Below are 23,846 nucleotides of genomic sequence, written 5' to 3'. Positions count from 1 at the left end.
GTTTTTTAGACATAGAAAAACCCCCTTAGAGTATACACTTTTTAGACCTATTATAATGGCCTTTTATTTAAATGTCTACTATAAGGGGATTATACTAATATAGTCATAACCCTTACTTAAGATTATGCATATTCTTGTAAAAATAGTATCTATTTAAAGATGTTTTCATTTTTCTAACTTTCATAATGACTGCAACTAGTATTTAATTAAGATGAATATTTAATTAATTTAATATTTTAGGTCAGGTTCTAAAACTTTGAATTCACTTATATAATAATCATTAATCTATTAAATAAAGTGATTTAAGAAGTGATTCATCTGTTGTAAATGTTGATTTAGATGTAGTTATATTTTTTTATTATTCTATTACCTTTTAATATAGATAATAGCATTAGTTCGTTTAAAAATTAAAAATGTAACTAGCTTGTTTAAGCTAGTTATCAGATTACTTGATATTATAGTACAGCTATCTTCTCATTTATTTCATTCATTAAGGTTAAATTTTGTATATTCAAAAAGCTCTTAATATTTACAGCAGAGCCACCATAGAGAGATGCCTCAGACCCTAATGATGAAATTTCTATATTTATCCCCTTGTTAAAAGAGCTAACTAACATGTCTTTTGTAATTTGTAATATTTCAGGGATATCTCTGATTATTTGGCTATTTAAATATATTATCTCAGGAGCATATGTTGCAATAGCGTTATTTATAGCTATTGATAAGTAACTACAAAACTCATGGATAACTTTTTTAGTATTTTGATTATTTTCATAATATAATTGCTTTAACATATTAGAATCTATTTTAGGAATATTTTCTAAAGAAGAAAGCTGTTCAAACACTTTTTTCTCTGAACAATACTGTTCTAAACAGCCACGGTTTCCACAAGGACAGAGTTTACCATTAGGTATGATAATAGTGTGACCAATTTCGCCACTCATACCATTTCTACCACTATATAATTTATTGTTTATTATAATGCCTGAACCAAATCCACTGTGAATACTAAGACTAAGTAGTGAATTATGCACAGTTGAGAAAGTACTCTCAGCTAAAGCTGTCAAGTTTGCTTCGTTTTCTATATGGATAGGAAAGTCATATTTTTTACTAAGGATACCATATAAGTCAATCTCATTAAGATTATAATATGGAGTGAACAATATTTTATTTTCACAAGTAATCCCATGTATAGCCAAAGTGAGACCTATTACCTTATAAGGAGTGTCTATTTTGGACGTGTTATAACTATCTATAATTTCATCTATTAACTGTATAACATTATCTTTATTTACTTGTATATCTGTTAATTTCTTAGAATTTATAATAGTTCCATCTAAGTAAGATAGAGAAGAAAATATATAGTCATATCCAATATCCATACTTAAAGAAATCCCTGAGCATTTATTAAATACTAAAAGTATGGGTTTTCGTCCACCACTATGAGTACTATTTCCAATTCCTATTTCATGAACCAGAGATTCATCAATAAGTTTTTTTGTAATAGCAGATATAGTTGCTTTATTTAATCCTATAGTAGAGGCTATACTTGCTCTAGAAATAGGACCATTTTTTATAATTTGTTCAAGTACCAATCTTTCATTCATTTCTCGAATCGTGTATTTATCAGTAACCAATTTGATATTCCTCCTTAAAATAATATTGTAATACTTTTTAGACAAAAATAAAAGGTTATTTTGCATTGACAAAGATAATTAAATATTTTATTATTAGTTCATAAGTTAGTTTAATATACTAACAAAAATAAAGCAAGAAAAATATACCTAAAATATAAAAAAATAGGGTAGGAAAACGATAATTATGAAGTGGTGTTTCAAGGAGGGATGAAGTTGAAGTATGTATTAGGTGTGGATATTGGTACATCAGGTACTAAAACAGTCTTATTTGATAAACTAGGAAATACTATAAAAAGTTGTACATATGAATATCCTATTATACAGGAGAAAACAGGCTGGGCAGAACAGGATGCAAATGATTGGTGGGAAGCTGTAGTCGAATCTATAAGACGTGTAATTCAAAGTTCAAATATAAATAGTGAACTTATAAAAGGAATTGGGTTGTCAGGGCAGATGCATGGTCTAGTTATGCTAGATAAAGAAGGGAGCACATTGAGAAACTCTATAATATGGTGTGACCAACGAACAGTAAAAGAGTGTGAAGAAATAACCAATTTAGTAGGTAAAGAAAGACTGATTGAAATAACTGCCAATCCAGCGCTTACAGGATTTACAGCATCAAAGATATTATGGGTTAGAAATAATGAACCTGATATTTATAAAAATACTAATAAAATACTTCTTCCAAAAGATTATATAAGATACAAATTGACAGGTGAATATGCTACAGAAGTGTCAGATGCAAGTGGTATGCAGTTACTCGATATAAGAAAAAGAGATTGGAGTGATGAAGTACTAGAAAAGTTAAACATAGATAAAAATCTTTTAGGTAAAGTTTATGAATCTCAAGAGGTTACAGGATATGTAACTAGAGAAGTAGCAAACTTGACAGGGCTTAAAGAAGGAACAATAGTGGTAGGTGGAGCTGGAGACCAAGCAGCAGGAGCTATAGGAAATGGAATAGTTAAGGATGGAGTAGTTTCATCTACTATTGGTACATCAGGCGTAGTATTTGCATATACAAAAGAACCAAAAATTGATAAAGAAGGTAGAGTTCATACTTTTTGTCATGCAATACCAAATACATGGCATGTTATGGGGGTTACTCAAGGAGCTGGACTATCATTAAAATGGTTTAAAGATAATTTCTGCCAAAGTGAAGTGGAAGTTTCAAATTCTTTAGGTGAAGATGTATATGAGATTATAAATAGTCAAGTAGCTAAAGTACCAACAGGATGTAATGGACTACTTTACTTACCATATATGATGGGAGAAAGAACTCCTCATCTTGACCCTTATGCAAGAGGTGTATTCTTTGGACTATCTCCAATCCATTCTAAAAAAGAAATGGCAAGGTCAATAATGGAAGGTGTTTCATATAGTCTTAAAGATTGTATGGAGATAATAGAAAACCTTAATATAGAAGTTAATGAAGTAAGAGCCTCAGGTGGGGGTGGTAAAAGTAAAGTATGGAGACAGATGCAAGCAGATATGTTTAATGAAGATGTGCATACTATAAATTCAAGTGAAGGACCAGCACTTGGGGTGGCAATTCTTGCATTAGTAGGAGCTGGAATATACGAAAATGTACAAAAAGCTTGTGATATTATAATAAAAACTTCAACTAAATTAGAGCCAATAAGTGAAAATGTAGATATATATAAGAGATATCACAGATTGTATAAAAAAATATACAAATCTTTGAAAGAAGATTTTAAGTTATTAGATGAAGCAGTTAATTTTAAAGATAAATAGTTAAAATAGCTTAAAAATAAAGAGAAAGATAAAAATAAAAATAATTTTTAATTAAGAAAAAATATTACATACATCATATATGTAAAACATTGGGAGGATATAAAATGAGTGAGATATTTAAAGGAATAGGACAGATAAAATTTGAAGGACCAAAATCTAATAATGAGTTAGCATTTAGATACTACAATCCTGAACAAGTAGTAGGCAATAAGACTATGAAAGAGCATTTAAGATTTGCAATGAGTTACTGGCATACTTTATGTGGAGAAGGTAATGACCCATTTGGAGTAGGTACAGTAGAGAGACCTTGGAATAATATGACAGACCCAATTGAGATAGCTAAGATTAAAGTTGATGCAGGATTTGAATTTATGTCTAAAATGGGAATTGAGTATTTCTGTTTTCACGATAGAGATATAGCTCCAGAAGGAAGAAATTTAGAAGAAACAAATAAGATATTAGATGAAATAGTTGAGTATATAAAAGTTAAAATGGAAGAAACAGGTATAAAGTTATTATGGGGAACTGCTAATATGTTTGGAAATCCGAGATTTGTACATGGTGCATCTACAACATGTAATGCTAATGTTTATGCCTATGCAGCAGCTCAAGTTAAGAAAGCTATGGAAGTAACTAAGTATTTAGGAGGAGAAAACTTTGTATTTTGGGGTGGAAGAGAAGGTTATGAAACTTTACTTAACACTAATACAGAACTTGAAATGGATAACTTTGCGAGATTCTTACAAATGGCTGTAGATTATGCTAAGGAAATAGGGTTTACTGGACAATTCTTAATAGAGCCTAAACCAAAAGAGCCTACTAAACATCAATATGATTTTGACACTGCTACTGTTTTAGGATTCTTAAGAAAGTATAGTCTAGATAAATACTTTAAAATGAATATAGAAGCAAACCATGCAACACTTGCAGGTCACACTTTCCAACATGAATTAAATATAGCAAGAATAAACAATGTTTTAGGAAGTATAGATGCAAATCAAGGAGACCTATTATTAGGATGGGATACAGACCAATTCCCAACAAATATATATGATGCAACACTTGCTATGTATGAAGTGTTAAAGCAAGGTGGAATAGCACCAGGAGGATTTAATTTTGACTCTAAAGTAAGAAGAGCATCTTTTGAGGTAGAAGACTTATTCCTAGCTTATATTGCAGGGATGGATACATTTGCAAAGGGATTATTAATAGCTCATAAATTATTAGAAGATGAGGTATTTGAAAACTTTACTAAAGAAAGATATGCAAGTTTTAGTGAAGGTATAGGTAAAGATATAGTAGATGCTAAGGTTGGATTTAAAGAGCTAGAATCTTATGCACTGCAAATGCCAGTTATAAAGAATAAGTCTGGAAGACAAGAAATGCTAGAAGCTATACTTAACAGATATATATATGAAGTAGATACAATTTCTAATAAGTAATTATGTAGTTATTAAATTTGAATGTTTGAATAAAATAAAAGAATATTTTCTTGTTTTTATTCTAAAACAGATAAAGATAAATATTTGTAAAAATTCTCATAATCTTGATAAATTAAGGATATAGACTTAAGTATAATTAGTTTATATCCTTAAAATTTCTATCAAAAATAATCATTTCTATAGTTATCAATATTTCTAGTTATCAATATCTTTCTTAACTAATAACCAAAAATCAGTAAAGTATCTCAATTTAAGCCATCATAATGGATAAGTTTTTTAGGATATCTTTTTTAGCATATCACTGATAAGAATTTACTTTCAGGACATGGTGGAAAAATAGATGTTTAAATATGATTGTTATTTTATAACTTGCAAGAAATAATTTTGAAAATACAAATAAAAATTTTTTAAAGAGAGTAATCGTGGAATATATCTTCAGGAATTTCTTTTAGTTGTTTAGGTGATAATAAAATAATGATACAATGTATTAAAATATATAATTTGAAAGTTGATGAGAATTGAATGAAAAAGAAAATAGTGTTTTCAATAGTTATTTCAGTATTTATAATTTTATTAGGTAATTCTACTTATTCTCAAAAGAATCAACTATCTGAAGAGGAAAAGGTAGATGACTTTAATTATGTATATAATGTTATAAAAACAGGATATCCATATCTAGATGTAAATAAAAGGCTTAATAATATTGATTGGTTAGAAAATAAGGATGAATATACAAAAAGAATAAAAAGTACTAAAAATGATGAAGAATTTATAGAAGAACTGTCATCTATATTATCTGATTTAAATAATAAACATACAGAATTAATAGATAATAAGAAACGATATGAACTTTTTAAGAAATCATATTCTAATAATGATTGGTATGATTTTCTTAATGATAAAAAAGTTGTAGATAGATATGACTCTATAAATCCTAAAATAAAAATGCCAAATGATATTCTTGTAAAAAAAGAATTGATTTTAAAGGATATCGTTGAGGGTAAAATTGGATATATGTATTTACCATCAATGTCGTCAAAGAATGGGCCTATAGATAATGATTTAAAGGTAATTGGAGATTATATTAACACTTTAGAAAAACATAAGGCTTTAATTATTGATATAAGAGGTAATTCAGGCGGAAGTGATAGTTGTTGGCAAGGAATCGTATCTAAACTTATAAAAAATGATGTTAAAATAAATGGATATAGAATTTATAGAAATAACAATAAAATAGTAAAAAAATACACCAATGCAAGAAGTATAAAATTAGAGCCTATAAATAATTTACCACAAAATGTAAAAGAAAATGCTCCCAAAGAAATTATAAAAGATTTTAGTAGTTTTGAAAATACTTCTTATACCATAAAATCTACGAAGGATTTAAAATTTAAAGGGAATATATATTTACTTGTCGATAAAAAGATATATTCATCATCAGAGTCGTTTGCAATGTTTTGTAAAGAAACTAAATTTGCAACTTTAGTGGGTGAAACTACTGGCGGAGATGGAGGGTGTATAGACCCTGTATTGTTTAATCTAAAAAATAGCAGTCTAATAGTTAGAATGGCAAGTTGTATGTATTTAAATAAGAATGGAATATGTGATGAGGAATTTAAAACTATTCCAGAATTTAAAGTAAAAGATTGTAAAAGGACTGCTGATTTTAAAGATGATAGTTGCATAAGAAAAGCACTAGAACTTGAAAATATTAATTATTAGATAAAAGAATAGAATTAAAACTACCTTTTTTTAAAGCATCAATTATAGTAGTATTTCTTATAGTCAATTTTATAGGATAAATAGGAAATATAAGAATATGCTGTAATTTAATGTTGAATATTGGTATAATATTTATGACGATTTTTAATTAAAGGGGATAATAGTTTATGAGATTAGAAGAAATGATTTTTTTAAATTATAATAAATTGAATGAGACAGATTTATTAATATGGAAATATATAACTGCAAATAAAAAACATTGTAGTAAGATGTCAATAAATGAACTTGCTATGAAATGTAATGTGTCTCGTGCAACTATTACAAGATTTGTTAAAAAATTAGATTTAAAAGGTTTTAGTGAATTTAAAGTCTTATTAAGCTGGGAATCAGAAAAGGTTCATGTTATAGAAAATCAGTCATTTGATATTGCGTGTAATTCAATAATTAAGTATGTTGAAGACCAAAAAAATAAAGATTATGATGCATTGTGTAAACTTCTTTATGAATCAAAAACAATATACGCGTATGGTTCAGGGGATATTCAAAATGTGGTTGCAAAACAGATAAAGAGAATGTTCTTATCATGTCAAGAAATAATATATGATTTTGAAGGAAGAACATTTGATGATTCTTTTTACAATATTGTCAGTAAAAATGATGTTATGATTATTATATCCCTAAGTGGTGAGAATGAAAATACACTTAATATTGCTAGAAGATTAAAATTAATAGGAACTAAAATAATTTCAATTACAGAGTTTAAAAATAATACATTAACTGATTTAAGTGATGAATCAATCTATATTTCAGCAACTAATATCTCATTTTTACAAATGCACCCTAGTTATAAATTGACAATGTTATATTTTATATTGATTGAGTTATTATTTATTAAATATAGTATTTATAAAAGACATAGAATGATTACAGAAGGGATTGATTGCAAATTGTAGTCATTCTTTTTTTTTATGAAAATTTGAACATAAAAATGTGCAAAAACTTATTTGATTGTGAATAAGCTCCGAATATAGCCTAAAGATTGTATATATTTATTAACCTGTTAAAATAATAGATATCTAAGGCCAAAGATAAAATAAAAATATAAGGAGGGGAGTAATTTATATGATGAAGAAAATACAACGTTTTGGAGGGGCAATGTTTACACCAACACTATTATTTGCTTTCGCTGGGATAATGGTTGGATTCTCAATTGTATTTCAAAATCAGTCAATTATGGGTTCGCTTGCTACACCGGAAAATATTTGGTACCAATTTTGGGGAGTAATATCCAGTGGAGCTTGGATGGTATTTAATCAATTACCATTATTATTTGCTATTTCTTTACCAATAGCACTTGCAAAAAAGCAACAAGCAAGAGCTTGCATGGAAGCTTTAGCAACATACTTGACTTTTAATTATTTCGTAGGTTCTATGTTAAGTTTTTGGGGAAAAAGCTTTGGGGTTGATTTTGCAGCTGAAATAAGTGCTGGAAGTGGACTTGTAAGCATTGCTGGTATTAAAACATTAGATACTGGTATGGTTGGTGCTTTATTAATATCAGGCATTGTTATTTATGTTCATAATAGATTTTATGATAAAGAACTACCAGATTTTATTGGATTATTTAGAGGCTCATCACTTGTAGTTGCAATTTGTTTCTTTGTTATGATACCAGTTGCATTATTAACTTGCTTTATTTGGCCTCATGTTCAAAATGTTATTAGGCATTTACAAACATTTTTTATAAATAGTGGAAATATAGGAGTTTGGTGTTATGCATTCTTACAAAAGATTTTAATACCAACTGGGTTACATCATTTTGTATATGCACCAATCTGTTATGATAGTGTTGTTGTTCCAGGTGGTACATCAGTATATTGGGCTACTCATATTCAGAACTTTCAAACTTCAACTCATACTCTAAAGGAAATGTATCCAATTGGATTCTCATTATCGGGTTTATCGAAGGTGTTTGGTTCACTAGGTGTATTTGGCGCTTTCTATGTGACGGCAAAGCCAGAAAAAAAGAAAAAAGTATTGGGTTTAATGATTCCTGCTACTCTTACTGCAGTATTAACTGGAATTACTGAGCCATTAGAATTTACATTTTTATTTGTAGCTCCACTTTTATTCCTAGTACATGCATTTTTAGATGCGTGTTTGCAAACGATTTCATTTGCCTTAGGGGTTGTTGGTGATTTTGGTGGAGGAATTATTAACTGGGTTGTATTAAATTGGCTTCCACTTGGGATGTATCACTGGAAGGTATATATTATTCAAGTTGTTGTAGGGATTATATTTTCATTTATCTGGTTCTTTGTATTTACTTTCTTAATTAAGAAATTCGATTTGAAAACTCCTGGTAGAGAGGAAGATACTGAAGAAACAAAACTATATACTAAAAATGAGTATTTAGAAACTAAAGATGAAAAAGGAAATAAATTAAGTAAAGCGTCTCAACAAGCGGCTGAATACATAAAATTAATTGGTGGAGCAGCAAATGTTGTAGATGTTACAAACTGTGCTACAAGATTGAGATTAACTTTGAAAGATGACTCAATCATTTCTAAAGAAGAAGATTTTAAAGCAGTAGGTGCACATGGTTTAGTGCATAATGGAAAAGCTATTCAGATTATTATTGGGCTTTCAGTACCAAGTGTAAGAGAAGAATTTGAAAATTTATTATAAAAGGAGAGATAAAGATGGAAAGAAAAAGACAGAGGATACTAATTGCTGGTGGGGGAAGTACTTATACTGCTGGAATTGTAACAATGTTAATTGAAAGTGTTGATAAATTTCCTATTGAATCAATTAAATTATATGATAATAACGATGAGAGACAAAGAAAAGTTGCTGAAGCATGTGCAATAATTGTTAGAGAGAAAAATCCAGAAATTAAATTTAGTTATACAACAAATCCAGAAGAAGCATTTACTGATATTGATTTTGTAATGGCACAAATTCGTGTTGGTTTATATGCTTTACGTGAACAAGATGAAAAAATTCCACTAAAATATGGGGTCGTTGGTCAAGAAACTTGTGGAGCAGGTGGAATTGCTTATGGATTAAGAACAATAGGTCCAGTAATCGAAATGATTGATTATATGGAAAAATATTCTCCAAATGCTTGGATGCTTAATTATTCAAATCCAGCAGCTATAGTTGCAGAAGCATGTCGTGTATTAAGACCAAATTCAAGAATTATTAATATTTGTGATATGCCGGTATGTTTAGAGGAAATATTTGCTAGAGTTTTAGGTTTAAATTCTCGTAAAGACTTTGATGTTAGATATTATGGATTGAATCATTTTGGATGGTGGACAAGTATTAAGGACAAAGAAGGAAATGATTTAATGCCTAAATTACAGGAATATTGTGCTAAAAAGGGGTATGAGGAATTTACACCTCAAGGTCAACACAAAGAATCTAGTTGGTTAGAAACTATGAGAGCGGCAAAGAACTTATTAGAAATAGAACCAACTACATTACCTAATACTTATTTAAAATATTATTTAATGGCTGATGAAACTGTTAAACATGCTAATCCAAATTATACAAGAGCAAATGAGATTATGGATAGAAGAGAGAAAGATACATTTGAAGAATGTGAAAGAATTGTAAAAAATGGTACAGCAAGAGATACATGGTTTGATGCAAGTGAACATTCTCAATTTATTGTTGAATTAGCGTGTGCATTAGCATTTAATACTCAAGAAAGATTTTTACTGATTGTTCCTAATAATGGAGCTATTGAAAATTTTGCAGATGATGCAATGGTTGAAATTCCTTGTCTTGTTGGAAAAGATATGGTTGAACCTATGTCTATAGGTAAAATTCCAACTTTCCAAAAAGGTTTAATGGAACAACAAGTTGCTTCTGAAAAATTAGCTGTAGAAGCATGGATAGACAAAAGCTATCAAAAATTATGGCAGTCATTTACTATGAGTAAAACTGTTCCAAGTGCAAAAGTAGCAAAAGAAATCTTAGATGAAATGATTGTGGCTAATAAGGATTTCTGGCCAACTTTTAAATAAGGAGAATAAAAACATGATAACAAATAAAATAAAAAATATCACAGTAGTATTAAAAGATGAAAATATATTTCTTTCAGTGATAATGGGTTATTTTCTAATATTGCCTGTTCTGTATATAGTGTATTTAGAATTGACATCATTATTTACAAATGTTTCATTTTCACAACTTTTAAATAATGATGTTAATGCAAGTTTAAATTTAGTCTCTAACTTTAGTGCAGTATACAGTGCATATGTTATTTATAATATAAAAAAGAATAAAGATATAAAAGAAAACATGATTGCTTTCTATTTAGTCTTATTAGGACAGGTATTTCAAATTTACACAATAACTATTGTTATCATGTTTACCTATGTTTATAAATTTGTTGGAATTAAACAAATCATAAGCAGTATTAAAAAACTACAATGGGGAAAGAGCTATAAAGCTCTTTTTTCCTCAGTTGCAGTATGCTTAATATCGTTATTTGTAATGATAATCAGAATAAAGTTAATTATGTAGAGGAGTGTTTATAATGTTCTTTAAAAGAAAAAAAGAAGCAATTACAATTAATTCCTATATTGATGGAAAAATAATTAATCTTGAAGAAATTCCTGATAAAGTATTTTCAACTAAGGTAATGGGGGATGGATTTGCTATGATAGCAAAGGACAATGTTCTTAAATCACCAACTAAAGGGATAATAAGTTTTATTGCTCAAACTAACCATGCTATAGGAATTAAATTACAAAATGATGTTGAAATTCTTATTCATATTGGATTAGATAGTGCAACAACAAAAACAGAAAACTTTAAATTAGAAGTTAAACGAGGTCAAGAAGTTAATATGGGGGAAAAGTTAGTAGAAATCGATAACAAGTTACTTGAAAGTACTTTATATATTCCTTTAGCTATTATAGAGAATCCTAATAAGGTAAAATATCATCTTTCAAACTTAAATCAGGAAGGAAATAGTGGTATTAAAGTTATCAGTTTTGATTGATTATGATTAATAAATCGATTAAATTTAGATTTATCATATTTTATTTTCTCTCATATATTATTTTTGCTTTTGCGTCAACAAAATTCACACCTTTTTTATCAAAATTAGGTTACTCAGCATTTGAAAGAGGAATTATATTATCGAGTTATGCAATAACCAATATATTATTTCAATTATTATTTGGGGTATTAGCTGATAAGTATCAAACAATGAAAAAAATTGTTTTAATTAGTCTATCAGTTTATGGAATTGCATCAGTTATTATGTTTTCTACTGAATCTGCAACCTTTATAATATACTTATTACTTGTTGCTTTATCAGGAGGATTATTAAATACTTGTTGTAGCTTATACGATACATGGATAATAGGTTGTGGAGATAGGATTAGTAATTATTTGTCGTTTATTAAGACTTTTGGGTCAATTGGATGGGCTATTGGAAGTATGGTAGCTTCTTACCTAATTCTTAAGTTCTCATATTTTGGATTATCTGTAGCTATTGGTTTAATTGTAGTATTACTTATTATAAATATATTGTTATTACCTGATATTGAAAAGATTGACAAGAAGATAAATGTAACTAAAAAAGATATTGTTGAATTATTAAAAGATAAGCAATATATTTTACTAGTATGTATTTTATTTCTACTATACTCAATGGTGGTAGCAAATAACTGTACTGTAATAGATAAAATGATAACTTTAAATGCTACAAATTCTCAAATATCTTTAAAGTGGTCTTTACAGTCATTATTAGAGATACCAACATATTTGGCTGGCTCTTATTTATTAAAAAAATATAGTAGTTTAAACTTATTAAAATTAAGTGCTATTATGATAACAACTCAGTTTTTATTATTTGCTTTAGCAAGTGATTCAAATATAATTATTATACTGTGTGTTTTTCAAGTGTTTTCTACTCCTTTAATTTTAATTACTTCAAAAACATTAATATTTGAAGTTTCTCCTAAAAAACTTAGAAGTAGTAGCCAGTTAATAGCTTTAAGTATATTTATGGGAGGCTCTTCTCTAATTATTCCAACTGTTGCTGGCTTCTTGAGTATTAATATTGGTTATAATTATACATTGATGGTATTAAGTATTTTTGGATGCTTAGCTTATGGCTTGATAGTATGTTTAAAAAAGAAACTTTTGAAATAAAATAATTATCACATGGAAAAGAGGCTTCTTAGGAGCCTCTTTTCTTTTTTTATACAAAAAAGGTACGACTTAAATTGTTATTTTGAGACATTTCTATTATGATTATAATAGCCTATATTCTATGTTACAAAAGTGTAATGCTAGCAGCTAAAATGTAATATTTACTTAAGGATTTATCTATATAAAACCTTTAAAATATGCTTATAGGAATAAGTTCTTGTGTAACAGGTATAATTATAGGGATAATAACATCCAGATTTTTTCAGGTAGTGATAATAAAGTTATCTGGATTTGATATAAAGGTATCTAATGGGCTTAGCATAGAAGCTATACTGTATGCTATTTTAATATTTATTTCTATATTTATAATAATTATTTGAATATAGTTTTGAAGAGAAAATATATTTAACTTATGAAAAAAAGTTACATAAAATCACATTGACACTGAAAATTAATTAAGATAAGATTTAGCTAAGGTAAAGCCACATATAAAATCAATTCAATTCATTTTGTAAGAATAAATTATTATAATCAAAGATGTAATAAGATTAATTCTAAAATTAGTAAACTTAATAATTTGATTGGAGAATAAATAACTACATGAAAGATATTATAATAGAGCAAAATTTAGAGATGATAATATGTGAGTTGTATAACAATATATAAGGATTTTTAGTATAAAATAACTATAAAATTAAAGGATGATAACTATGTATAGTGTAGGTTTAATGTCAGGGACTTCCTTAGATGGAGTTGATGCAGTATTAGCTGAAATTACTGGGAATGGTAGAAATACTAAAATTAAGCAAATAGAATTTATAACTTTAGAAATTCCTAAAGATATAAAAGACGAAATAAGAAAGTGCTGTATAGAAGAGGAATCGAGTGTTGATTTAATCTGTAGCTTAAATTTTAAGCTTGGATATTTATTTAGTAAGGCTGTAAAATCAGTATGCCATAAAGCAAATTTTCATATAGAAAATTTGGATTTTATAGCATCTCATGGTCAAACAATCTTCCATATACCAAGAAGTTATAATAATTTCATATCTTCAACACTTCAAATAGGTGAACCAGCAGTTATAGCATATGAAACAAATACAAAGGTAATATCTAATTTTAGAGTAATGGATATGGCAGCAGGTGGAGAAGGTGCTCCATTAGTCCCATATAGTGAATTTTTATTATATAGTGATAACAATAAAAATGTAGCACTTCAAAACATTGGTGGGATAGGAAATATTACTATAATACCTAAATCATGTAACATAGATGATGTATTTGCATTTGATACAGGTCCAGGAAATATGATAATAGATGGAGTATGTCAAAGATTATTTAATAAAAAGTATGATAAAAATGGATACTTTGCATCAGAAGGTAAAATTAATGAAGAAATGTTGAAAGATTTGATGAGTCACAAATATTTTAGTCAAGCACCACCCAAAAGTACTGGAAGAGAGGTATTTGGACAAGTCTATTTGGATAATATGTTTAGCAAATATAAACATATAGATAGGTATGATTTGATAGCAACAGTAACTATGTTTACAGCAAAAACTATATACTATAATTATAAAAACTTCATACTTCCAAAGGTTAATATAGATACTTTATTAATTGGAGGTGGAGGAGCTCATAATATAACTTTAATAAGATATATAAAAGAGCTATTATTAGGGGTTGAAGTATTAACTCAGGATGAATATGGGTATTCTTCTGATGCAAAAGAGGCTTTGGCATTTGTAATTTTGGGGAATGAAACATTAAATAATTCTTTTTCTAATGTAATATCTGCAACAGGGGCTAAAAATAAAGTTATCTTAGGTAATATAACACCTAAACCTTTTGGAGGTAAATAGCATGTCTACTAATAAAAAAAATAAAAGAAAGAAAAATAATAATTATAAAGATTCCAAAAGTATAAAAAGTAATAAAAATACTAAAAGACAAATGGAGAAAGAACAAAAAACGGATTATAATATTCCGACTATAAGTTTTAAAAGTGGGCTAATACTAATAGTTTCATCTCTAGTAAGTACTGTAGTTTTTCCTTTTTTACTATCTATATTTGGAATAGATAATAGATTGGGAGTTGTTGTAGGAAATTCATTAATTACATCTTTTGCAGTTGCATATACAAGATACTTTGTTGAAACTAAGAGAGGTTTTTCTTTAGGATTTTTTAGGCTGTATATTTTATTTGCCTTATCATTTACAATAATAGGTTACTTCTGGATATATAAAGGAATACATATTTAAAAAAGTATGGAGACTATTTTATGTTAATAATGAGATAGTCTTTTTTATTTTTGTAAGAAAAGATATAAGTATTTGAAGTCGTGTGTAATTTTGGTAAAAAGAATAATTAGGTATATAAATCAATTAAAATAAGATACAAATACATGAAATAAAATTACAATAAATTTTGTAAATTATGAAAAAGTATATGGAAATGTATTCCTGTAATCAAAAATACATGCTATAATGATTGGAAAGAAATAAAAAAACAAGGAGGAATAAATATGAGAGTATTATTTGTTTGTTCATCAGGGATGTCAAGTGCTATAGCAGTTAATGCATTACAAAAAGAAGGAGCAAAAAATGGAATAGATATAGATGTTTTAGCTGTTGGGACTCAAGAGTTTGAGGATGAAGTTAAAAATGGATGGGATATTGCTATGGTAGCTCCACAAGTCAGACATAGATTTGACTATTTAAAAGGTTTTGCTGATGAAGTTGGTGTACCATGTGCATTAATACAAGCACAAGCTTATAGTCCATTAGGAGGACCAAAGTTACTAAAACAAGTTCAAGAGCTGTTGAGTGAATAGCAGTTGGTATAGTAGAAGAAAGTTAATTTTACAAAAATTTTAATGATAATAAAAATAAATATTAATTAAGGAGAGAAAAGATGCTAGATAAATTTACAGAATTTTTAGACACTAAATTATCAACATCTATGGCCAGACTAGCAGAACAACGTCACTTAAGGGCTGTAAGAGATGGAATCGTAGCTTCATTACCACTTATAATAGTTGGGTCATTTTTCTTAATATTAGCATTTCCTCCACTACCAGATTCATGGGGAGTGACTCAGTATCTAAAGGCAAATGCAGTTACAATATTACTACCATATAGAATGACCTTTTTTATTATATCAGTATATTCTACATTTGGTATAGGTTATAGTTTGGCAAAGTCATATAAGTTAGATGGATTGACAGGAGGTTTATTAGCTACAGCTACATTCCTTTTGACAATAGTTCCTACTGCAATAGAGGGTCTCACACCTGATTTATTAAAGATAGTTGAAAAGAGTCCAGAACTTTTAGCTTGGTATAATTCAATTCCTCAAGGATGGCAAATGCCAATGGCTAATCTTGGTGGAGGTTCAATGTTTGTTGCTATTATAACGTCTATAATAGGTGTTGAGATTTATAGATTTACTGACAAATCTAAGTTCAAGATAACCATGCCAGAAGCAGTTCCAGCATCAGTCACAAGGTCTTTTGAAGCTCTGACACCAGCAGGATTAATAATATTATTAATGGCTATTGTTACTTATTTCTTAGGATTTGATTGGCATGGATTCATAGCTAAATTAATAACTCCACTAGTTTCAGCTACTGACACATTACCATCAGTAATTATATTAATATTTTTAATAACATTTTTTTGGTCATTTGGAATACATGGTGTATCAATAATAGGTTCATTAGCAAGACCTTTATGGATACAATTATTAGATGCTAATACAGCTTCATATGCTGCAGGTCAAGCAGTTCCAGGTATTGCTGCTGAGCCATTCTTTCAATGGTTTATATGGATTGGAGGTTCTGGAGCTACAATAGGCTTAGCTCTACTTCTTGCATTTAGAGCAAAATCAGCTTATGGAAAATCTTTAGGAAAAGCAACTGTAATACCAGCAATATTCAATATAAATGAACCAATAATATTCGGAGCTCCAATAGTATTAAATCCAATATTAATAATACCATTTGTTGTAGCACCAATAGTAATGGGTACAATTTCATGGTTTGCGATGAGTGCTAATTTAGTGTCTAGAGTAGTAGTTACTGCCCCTTGGACATTACCAGGTCCAGTAGGGGCATACTTAGCCACTGGTGGGGATTGGAGAGCTTCAGTTCTTAATTTATTGTGTATAGCTATATCAATAATAATATACTATCCATTTGTTAAGATGTACGATAAGAGGTTACTTCAGGAAGAAAAAGTTGGAGAGCAAGAAGCTTATTAATTAGAAACTATATTAAGAATTAGAAACTTTATTAAATTAGTATAAATTTTAAAGTATAACAATTTTGAAATAAGTAACAAGGATATTTTGGTGATTATTTATGAAAAAAGAAAAGGTAAACTTTTCTTTTTTTGTAAATATATATGAAACTTTTTTTCGCTGAATTTTAAAAAAAGTTTCGTGTATTTCGAAATAAATTTAAACACATATAGGATATAAGGAGATGACACAGATGGGAAGATTAGGAATATCAATTTATCCAGAAAAGACAACCTCTAAGGAAATATATGATTATATATATAAAGCTGCTGAAAGTGGATTTACACGCATGTTTTCATGTTTACTATCAGTTAAAGATACTAAAGAAAATATAATTAAAAAATTTAAGAGTATAAATGAATAGCTAAGTTTAAAGGTTTTGAAGTAATACTTGATGTAAATCCTAGGGTATTTGAGGAATTAGAAATAAGTTATAAAGATTTAACTTTTTTTAAAAAGACGAAGGCAGATGGATTAAGAACAGCAGTTTTTGTAACAAGTCAAAATGAAAATACATTTGGACCATGGCCTGTAACTGATGGACTTCCAACAATTGAGATGCACAGAAGTTACCTATAGATGTTCAAGTAAAGCATATAATAGCTATGATTAATATAAACGATATAATAATATCAAATTGTTATCCAACATATGAGGAGCTTAATGTATTAGGTTCTATGAGAAAAGATATGGTTACATTTGATGTAATAATGGAAGAAAATATACAAGAAGTTGAGAAAAAGATACTCTTTGAAGAAATACATTTTAATAGAGGGGACATATCTGACAATATGATAAGGTCTACTCAATCTCGAGTTAAATATAAAGGATACAAATTTGAATTATTCAATGCTCCTAAAATGATAAAAAGAGGAGATATAGTAATTGAAAGTAGTGAATATGGACACTATGCAGGGGAGTTACAAATAGCTTTGACTGATATGAAAAACAGTGGTAAATCGAATGTAGTAGGATGTATAAGAAAAGAAGAATTATTTATATTGGATTATATTAAACCATGGCAAAAGTTTAGTTTTAAGCCTTCAACAAAATAATTTATTATTGAGATATAATTATGAAGACTAAAATTAAAATGTGTTTAAAAATTTAATATTAAGAAAATGAGGAAATGATATGTTAATAAAAACTTTGGAAAACCTAGTTACAGAAGGTAGAAATAAGAATACATTACAAATAGATAAAGAAGATACATTAGGCATAATAGAATTAATAAATAACGAAGATAAAACTGTAGCTTATGCTGTTGAAGAACAAAAAGAAAGTATAGCAAAAGCTGTTAATATAATAGTAGATAGAATGAAACAAGGAGGTAGATTATTCTATATAGGAGCAGGTACTAGTGGGAGAATAGGAATACTAGATGCCACAGAATGTCCTCCAACTTACGGAGTTGATTTTGAGCTTGTCCAAGCTATAATAGCTGGTGGAAATCAAGCAATATTCAAAGCAGTAGAAGGTGCTGAAGATGATAAAAAACTTGGAAAGCAAGATATAATAGATAGAGGAGTTACCTCTAAGGATGTTATATGTGGTATAGCTGCATCAGGAAGAACTCCTTATGTGATAGGAGCTATGGAATATGCTAAGGAATTGGGATGTGCAGTATTATCAATAACTATGAATCCAAATAGTGAAATGAGTAAAAAAGCGGATTTACCAATAAGCATTATAGTAGGTGCAGAAGTAATAATGGGTTCAACTAGAATGAAAAGTGGTACAGCTCAAAAAATGGTATGTAATATGTTGACAACAGCTTCTATGGTTAAGATGGGGAAAGTATACTCAAATTTAATGGTAGATGTTAAGACATCAAATGAAAAGTTGGTTGAAAGAGCAAAAAGAATAATAATGATAGCTACAAGTGTAGAATATGATGTTGCAGAAAAGTTCTTAGAAGAAGCAGATAATAGTGTCAAATTAGCTATATTTATGATAAAAAGTGGTATAGATAAGGATAGTGCAAAAAATATACTTGATAGACAAGAAGGTTATATAAGTGAAGCTTTAAAATCAATAGAAATATTGTAAAATAAATAATAATGCTGATAACCTTTCAATATTAAAAGTATGGTATTGGGAGGTTATTTTTAAGTATTAAATATTGAAAGATTTATTAAAAATATTGTAGGGGGATAGTATGTATTTTTTAGGTGTAGATGGTGGAGGAACTAAAACAACATTTACATTAGTAGATGAAGAATTAAATACAGTGGGAAACATAACCAAAGGAACTTGTCATTATAATCAAATAGGATTTGATAATCTAACAAAACTATTAATAACTGGGTTGGAAGAAGTTTGTAAAGATGCTAAGATAAATGTAGAAGAAATAACGTATGCATTTGTTGGACTTGCTGGATATGGAAAAATAAAAGAAGTATTATACGCATTAGAAGTAGCAACAAAAAATGCATATAGTCATATAAATTATACTTTAGGCAATGATGTAGAAATAGCATTAGCAGGTTCTTTAAATGGAGAAAAAGGTATAAATATAATTGCAGGTACTGGTTCAATAGCACAGGCTTTAGATAAAGATGGGAATCTTCACAGATGTGGAGGATGGGGCTATGTATTAGGAGATGAAGGGTCAGCGTATTATATAGGAATGGCTACTCTAAAAATGTTCACAATGCAGTCTGATGGAAGGTGTTCAAAAACAAAATTATACGATTTAATAAAAAGACATCTTGATATAGGGAATGATTATGACATAATAAAATATGTAAATGATGAAATAAAAGGAGATAGAATAGAAATAGCAAAGTTTGCTACTATATGTTTAAAAGCAGTTATTGAAGGTGATAATACTGCTAGTAAAATATTTGATGATGCAGCTTATGAACTAAGTAGGCTTATAATAGGATTAGAGCATCATTTTGAACAAGGTACAAAGATAAAGGTATCTTATTCAGGTGGAGTATTTAAGTCAGGAGATTTAATATTAGAACCACTTAAAAAATATTTGAATAAGGCGAGATTTGATATAGTGAGGCCAGTGTTGACTCCAGATTTAGGAGCATGTTTACTTGCTAAGAAGAAATATTATAGTAAATAGGTAGAGGCGGTGGAGTATGAGTTGTATTTTAAAGTTAAAACAAATATATGAAGATTTAACAGAAGTAGATAAAAAAATAGCTGATTATATATTGAATAATACAGAAACTATTAGTAAGCTTTCTGTATCAGAATTGGCATCAAACTCAAAAACGAGTACAGCAAGTATAGTGAGATTTTCTAGAAAAATGGGCTATTCGGGTTTTGGGGATTTAAAAATTGAGATAGCTAAAGATTTGATGGGGAAAGAGAATGAATACACATATGTAGATGAAAACTATGATTGCAATATAGATAGTGTTATAAATAAAATTACAAACAAAAACATAGAGACTATCAACCAAACAAGATTGTTGAATGAAAAAGATGTAATAAGAGAAGCTGTTGAACAGATAATAAAGGCTAAAAAAATATATATTTTTGGAGTAGGAGGTTCGGCTTTAGTTGCATTAGATTTACAGATGAAACTTTTAAGGATAAATAAACAAGCATTTACCTCTTTAGATAGTCATACACAACTTATGGTATCTTCAAATGTAGATAAAGAAGATATAGCTATAGCAATATCTTATTCTGGAGAATCAAAAGAAGTAATAAAGTCTATAGAAAATGCAAAATTAAAAGGATGTAAGATTGTTTGTATAACTAAATATAGTGATAATCATCTTAGTAAGATTAGTGACTTAAAACTAGTAGTGCCAAATATAGAAAAAAGGCTCAGAGAAGGTGCTATTTCTTCAAGAATAGCAATGCTTACATTGATAGACATAATCTATATTTCTATAATTCAAGAAAATTTAAATGAGGCAGAACAGAAATTACAAGAAACAAAAAGGATACTTGATTATTTAAATATTGATAATGCTTAAAATTAGGTTATATATCAACTAAACAGTGAAATTAGATTATAAGTATAAGTCGATAAGAACCGTTCTGGGGCAGAATTAGCAAAGTATTGTAAAAAAAATGATGTGATTATTAAAATAGAAATCATTGATGAAAAAGCTAATACTGGAATTGGCCAAGTAATGTATATTCGATATGAATAATGATTTAATTATGACAGTAGAAGAAATTATAAACATTGCGCCCTCTTGTTGGGGCGCATTTAACATTATATCTGGTATTTCGTAGTTGGGTCAACTACTGGATTTCTATCATTTTTATTTAAAAAAATTATTATCTCTAAGAACTTGGGCACGTTTACGGTTAATTAGAAACTGTTTTAATTCAGTTAAGCAAAAAAATAAAATAGCCCTATTTTCAAATTCTGTTCTGTCAACAGGTAGAGGTTGGTTTTGCATACTAAGCATTAATCTCTTCAATTCTTCAAGAAGAAGATTTCCTGTTTCAGCTTCAAATTCAGTATAACCTATCTTATGTATGAAAGCAGATAGAATATGAGCTTGTGGTGGTGTAGAATTTAGTTGAGATACATAACTATACAAATTTTCTAAGATATCACGTTGACTTTTTATGATATTCATATGTTCTAAGAAGAATCTGGTATCACTTAATAAAGTATTATTAATATTATCGTAAGTTTCAGAAATACTGCTGTCAATAAGTGAATTTAATGTATATAAATCTCTACTATATCCATTTTCTTTTTTTGGATTTACAATAATATCTGCAATGTCTATAAGTACAATGCTCACTTCTTTCTGTAACTTTTTTTGAACCTCATAGATTTTATGTATATTTGTTGGAATATACATGTTTATTACGACACCTATTCCAGTCCCTACTGCAAATATTCCAGCTTCGTTTAAAATCCACTTAACAGATGTTTCTCCTTGAAGAAAGTAATGGGATGCGATGACTACACACATAGCAATAACATCTTGAATATTTAATAAAAAACAAAGTGGTATAATTATAAATATAAATATTGAAAATGAAGTCAAATTATATCCTAAAATATTAAAACATAAATATGAAAAAATAGTACATAAAAGAAAACCATAAATCTTTCCAATAGAGCCTTTAAGAGTTTCTCTTTTAGTGTCTTTTACTGTAAGTAGTACTATAACTCCAGCAACCATTGAGTATTCTAATTTTAATAGCCAAGCAATAAATATAGCGAGTGAACATCCAAGAGATAATTTTATTACTTTAAGTGAATTAATATTATTCAAATACAAACCTCCTGTAAATCAATATAATAAAGATAATTTTAACATAAAACTAATATTGCTTAAAAGACAATTAACTATACTTAATTATTTTATTGCCCTATTTATTTGAATACAATCAATATATTTTTATTTTATGAAAATTTTTTTAAAAATTTTAAATTTAGAAACTGACATGAGCCTATAAAATAGAAGTAGTTTATTATAGAAAGAAAATTTAAGATTACTATTAAGGTATCAAATAAAAATAATCAAAGATGTATATACTATTATTAAAAAAATAAAATTATATAGTTAATATGATTTTATAATTGGTTTAGTATAGAGATTTTTAACTTTTATGTTATACTATTTATAAAAGTAGGCATAAAGATTAAAATACATAATTAAATATGTATAAGAAGTTTTAAATAGTTTTATTAATGAACTTAATTACTGTTCACAATAGAAAATTGGAGGAGATAAACATGAAAATTACTGAAGGATATATGCCTTTTAAAGGTTTTAAAACCTATTACCGTATAGTAGGAGAAAATACAGAAGGGAAGAAACCATTGGTATTACTTCACGGAGGTCCAGGTTCTACACACAACTATTTTGAAGTATTGGACAAGGTAGCCGAAAGTGGTAGACAAGTAATAATGTATGACCAAATTGGTTGTGGAAATTCATTTGTAGAAGGGCATCCTGAGCTATTTAATGCTGACACTTGGATAGAGGAGCTTATTGAACTGAGAAAGCATCTAGGACTTGAAGAAATTCATCTATTAGGTCAATCTTGGGGAGGCATGCAGGCTATTTGGTATGCTATTGAATATAAGCCAAAAGGTATTAAGTCTTACATCCTTTCATCTACTCTTTCTTCTGCAAAGCTTTGGGAGAAAGAACAAAAAAGAAGAATATCATATATGAGTGAAGCTGACCAAAAAGCATTGCTTGATGCAGTAAATACTGGAGACTACTCTAGTAAAGAATATAATGAGGCATTAGAAAGATTTATGGAAATGTATTGTGCAGGTGAAGTAACAGAAGATTCTCCAGAGTGCCTAAGAAGACCTAAAAAATCAGGTTCTGAAGCATATATTGTAGGATGGGGACAAAATGAATTTTCTCCTACAGGAACTCTTTCTGGATATGAATTTACAGATAGATTACATGAAATAAAAGAGCCTTGTCTAGTAACTAGTGGAGCAATAGATTTATGTTCACCATATATTGCAAAAACTATGTACGATAGAATTCCTAATAGTAAGTGGGAGTTATTTGAGTATTCAAGACATATGCCATTCGTTGAAGAAAATGATAAATATATAAAAGTCCTAACTGAGTGGTTAGATGCGAACGATTAAAAATTATATAAATTTATATAGAAAGTGGGTGTCTCAAAATGAACTTTTTAGTTCATGAGGCACTCTTTTTGTATGAAATGAAATGTATTTTCATAATTTCGACCATAAAAAATAGGCGTATCTTTATTTTAGTATAATCCCCTTATAGTAGACATTTAAATAAAAGGCCATTATAATAGGTCTAAAAAGTGTATACTCTAAGGGGGTTTTTCTATGTCTAAAAAACACAAAAAATATAGCAAAGAACTTAA

23 protein-coding genes and 1 pseudogene are annotated in these 23,846 nt (G+C 28.4%); 22 read left to right on the top strand and 2 right to left on the bottom strand.

Translation table 11 applies throughout. From position 1 onward, the window contains the following. Positions 1 to 455 precede the first annotated feature (455 nt). Complete coding sequence (locus KGF42_RS15340; RefSeq protein WP_227826620.1) at positions 456 to 1,637, bottom strand: ROK family transcriptional regulator; 1,182 nt, start codon at positions 1,635 to 1,637, stop codon at positions 456 to 458. A gap of 207 nt (positions 1,638 to 1,844) precedes the next feature. Between KGF42_RS15340 and xylB the strand changes: the two genes are divergently transcribed. From xylB to KGF42_RS20240, 21 genes and pseudogenes are all read left to right on the top strand, one after another. Beyond that, positions 1,845 to 3,392, top strand: a complete 1,548-nt coding sequence (xylB, locus tag KGF42_RS15335; protein ID WP_227826619.1) for a xylulokinase — start codon at positions 1,845 to 1,847, stop codon at positions 3,390 to 3,392. Positions 3,393 to 3,496: 104 nt separating this feature from the next. Continuing rightward, complete coding sequence (xylA, locus tag KGF42_RS15330) at positions 3,497 to 4,834, top strand: xylose isomerase (protein ID WP_227821822.1); 1,338 nt, start codon at positions 3,497 to 3,499, stop codon at positions 4,832 to 4,834. A gap of 522 nt (positions 4,835 to 5,356) precedes the next feature. Next, positions 5,357 to 6,556 (top strand): S41 family peptidase, encoded by a 1,200-nt coding sequence (locus KGF42_RS15325; RefSeq protein WP_227826618.1) that lies wholly within the window; start codon positions 5,357 to 5,359, stop codon positions 6,554 to 6,556. 167 nt (positions 6,557 to 6,723) lie between these two features. Continuing rightward, positions 6,724 to 7,509, top strand: coding sequence for a MurR/RpiR family transcriptional regulator (locus tag KGF42_RS15320; RefSeq protein ID WP_107596036.1), 786 nt, complete (start codon positions 6,724 to 6,726; stop codon positions 7,507 to 7,509). A gap of 169 nt (positions 7,510 to 7,678) precedes the next feature. Beyond that, positions 7,679 to 9,244, top strand: coding sequence for an alpha-glucoside-specific PTS transporter subunit IIBC (locus KGF42_RS15315; RefSeq protein ID WP_227826617.1), 1,566 nt, complete (start codon positions 7,679 to 7,681; stop codon positions 9,242 to 9,244). 14 nt (positions 9,245 to 9,258) lie between these two features. Continuing rightward, on the top strand, positions 9,259 to 10,590 hold the full coding sequence (locus KGF42_RS15310) for a 6-phospho-alpha-glucosidase (RefSeq protein WP_227821824.1): 1,332 nt from the start codon (positions 9,259 to 9,261) through the stop codon (positions 10,588 to 10,590). 13 nt (positions 10,591 to 10,603) lie between these two features. Beyond that, the gene (locus KGF42_RS15305) at positions 10,604 to 11,092 is read left to right on the top strand and encodes a hypothetical protein (RefSeq protein ID WP_227821825.1); all 489 of its coding nucleotides are present in this window, start codon (positions 10,604 to 10,606) and stop codon (positions 11,090 to 11,092) included. 13 nt (positions 11,093 to 11,105) lie between these two features. Further along, positions 11,106 to 11,573 (top strand): PTS glucose transporter subunit IIA, encoded by a 468-nt coding sequence (locus KGF42_RS15300; RefSeq protein ID WP_227821826.1) that lies wholly within the window; start codon positions 11,106 to 11,108, stop codon positions 11,571 to 11,573. Positions 11,574 to 11,575: 2 nt separating this feature from the next. Then, positions 11,576 to 12,733, top strand: coding sequence for an MFS transporter (locus tag KGF42_RS15295; protein WP_227826616.1), 1,158 nt, complete (start codon positions 11,576 to 11,578; stop codon positions 12,731 to 12,733). A gap of 197 nt (positions 12,734 to 12,930) precedes the next feature. After that, complete coding sequence (locus KGF42_RS15290) at positions 12,931 to 13,113, top strand: hypothetical protein (protein ID WP_227826615.1); 183 nt, start codon at positions 12,931 to 12,933, stop codon at positions 13,111 to 13,113. Between the two features lie 330 nt (positions 13,114 to 13,443). Beyond that, the gene (anmK, locus tag KGF42_RS15285) at positions 13,444 to 14,595 is read left to right on the top strand and encodes an anhydro-N-acetylmuramic acid kinase AnmK (protein WP_413927031.1); all 1,152 of its coding nucleotides are present in this window, start codon (positions 13,444 to 13,446) and stop codon (positions 14,593 to 14,595) included. A gap of 1 nt (position 14,596) precedes the next feature. Further along, positions 14,597 to 14,995 (top strand): hypothetical protein, encoded by a 399-nt coding sequence (locus KGF42_RS15280; RefSeq protein WP_227826614.1) that lies wholly within the window; start codon positions 14,597 to 14,599, stop codon positions 14,993 to 14,995. Between the two features lie 263 nt (positions 14,996 to 15,258). After that, positions 15,259 to 15,567 carry a PTS sugar transporter subunit IIB gene (locus KGF42_RS15275; protein ID WP_054274952.1) on the top strand — a complete coding sequence of 103 codons (309 nt, stop codon included), beginning with the start codon at positions 15,259 to 15,261 and terminating at the stop codon, positions 15,565 to 15,567. 80 nt (positions 15,568 to 15,647) lie between these two features. After that, positions 15,648 to 16,994, top strand: a complete 1,347-nt coding sequence (locus tag KGF42_RS15270) for a PTS sugar transporter subunit IIC (protein ID WP_227821831.1) — start codon at positions 15,648 to 15,650, stop codon at positions 16,992 to 16,994. A gap of 232 nt (positions 16,995 to 17,226) precedes the next feature. Next, positions 17,227 to 17,397 carry a MupG family TIM beta-alpha barrel fold protein gene (locus tag KGF42_RS20535; protein ID WP_413927030.1) on the top strand — a complete coding sequence of 57 codons (171 nt, stop codon included), beginning with the start codon at positions 17,227 to 17,229 and terminating at the stop codon, positions 17,395 to 17,397. Continuing rightward, the gene (locus KGF42_RS20530; protein WP_413927032.1) at positions 17,394 to 17,612 is read left to right on the top strand and encodes a MupG family TIM beta-alpha barrel fold protein; all 219 of its coding nucleotides are present in this window, start codon (positions 17,394 to 17,396) and stop codon (positions 17,610 to 17,612) included. The genes KGF42_RS20535 and KGF42_RS20530 overlap by 4 nt, the downstream gene beginning before the upstream one ends. A 26-nt stretch (positions 17,613 to 17,638) precedes the next feature. Further along, positions 17,639 to 18,088, top strand: coding sequence for a phospho-sugar glycosidase domain-containing protein (locus KGF42_RS20525; RefSeq protein ID WP_413927029.1), 450 nt, complete (start codon positions 17,639 to 17,641; stop codon positions 18,086 to 18,088). A 79-nt stretch (positions 18,089 to 18,167) separates the two neighbouring features. After that, on the top strand, positions 18,168 to 19,082 hold the full coding sequence (gene murQ, locus KGF42_RS15260) for an N-acetylmuramic acid 6-phosphate etherase (protein WP_227821832.1): 915 nt from the start codon (positions 18,168 to 18,170) through the stop codon (positions 19,080 to 19,082). A 109-nt stretch (positions 19,083 to 19,191) separates the two neighbouring features. Then, on the top strand, positions 19,192 to 20,112 hold the full coding sequence (locus tag KGF42_RS15255) for a BadF/BadG/BcrA/BcrD ATPase family protein (protein ID WP_227821833.1): 921 nt from the start codon (positions 19,192 to 19,194) through the stop codon (positions 20,110 to 20,112). Between the two features lie 16 nt (positions 20,113 to 20,128). After that, entirely contained in the window at positions 20,129 to 20,980 is an 852-nt protein-coding gene (locus KGF42_RS15250) for a MurR/RpiR family transcriptional regulator (RefSeq protein WP_227821834.1), read from the top strand. A 54-nt stretch (positions 20,981 to 21,034) separates the two neighbouring features. After that, positions 21,035 to 21,160, top strand: a pseudogene (locus tag KGF42_RS20240) (transglutaminase domain-containing protein); the annotation flags it as partial. Between the two features lie 114 nt (positions 21,161 to 21,274). Here KGF42_RS20240 and KGF42_RS15245 read toward each other — a convergent pair. Further along, entirely contained in the window at positions 21,275 to 22,249 is a 975-nt protein-coding gene (locus KGF42_RS15245) for an aromatic acid exporter family protein (RefSeq protein WP_227826613.1), read from the bottom strand. A 464-nt stretch (positions 22,250 to 22,713) separates the two neighbouring features. Here KGF42_RS15245 and pepI point away from each other — a divergent pair, with 464 nt between their 5' ends. Next, positions 22,714 to 23,595, top strand: a complete 882-nt coding sequence (pepI, locus tag KGF42_RS15240; protein ID WP_054274945.1) for a proline iminopeptidase — start codon at positions 22,714 to 22,716, stop codon at positions 23,593 to 23,595. The last annotated feature ends 251 nt before the right edge of the window (positions 23,596 to 23,846 follow it).

Source organism: Clostridioides sp. ZZV15-6383, assembly GCF_020657735.1.
GTDB lineage: Bacteria > Bacillota > Clostridia > Peptostreptococcales > Peptostreptococcaceae > Clostridioides > Clostridioides difficile_D.
This window is presented reverse-complemented; position numbering and strand designations above follow the sequence as displayed.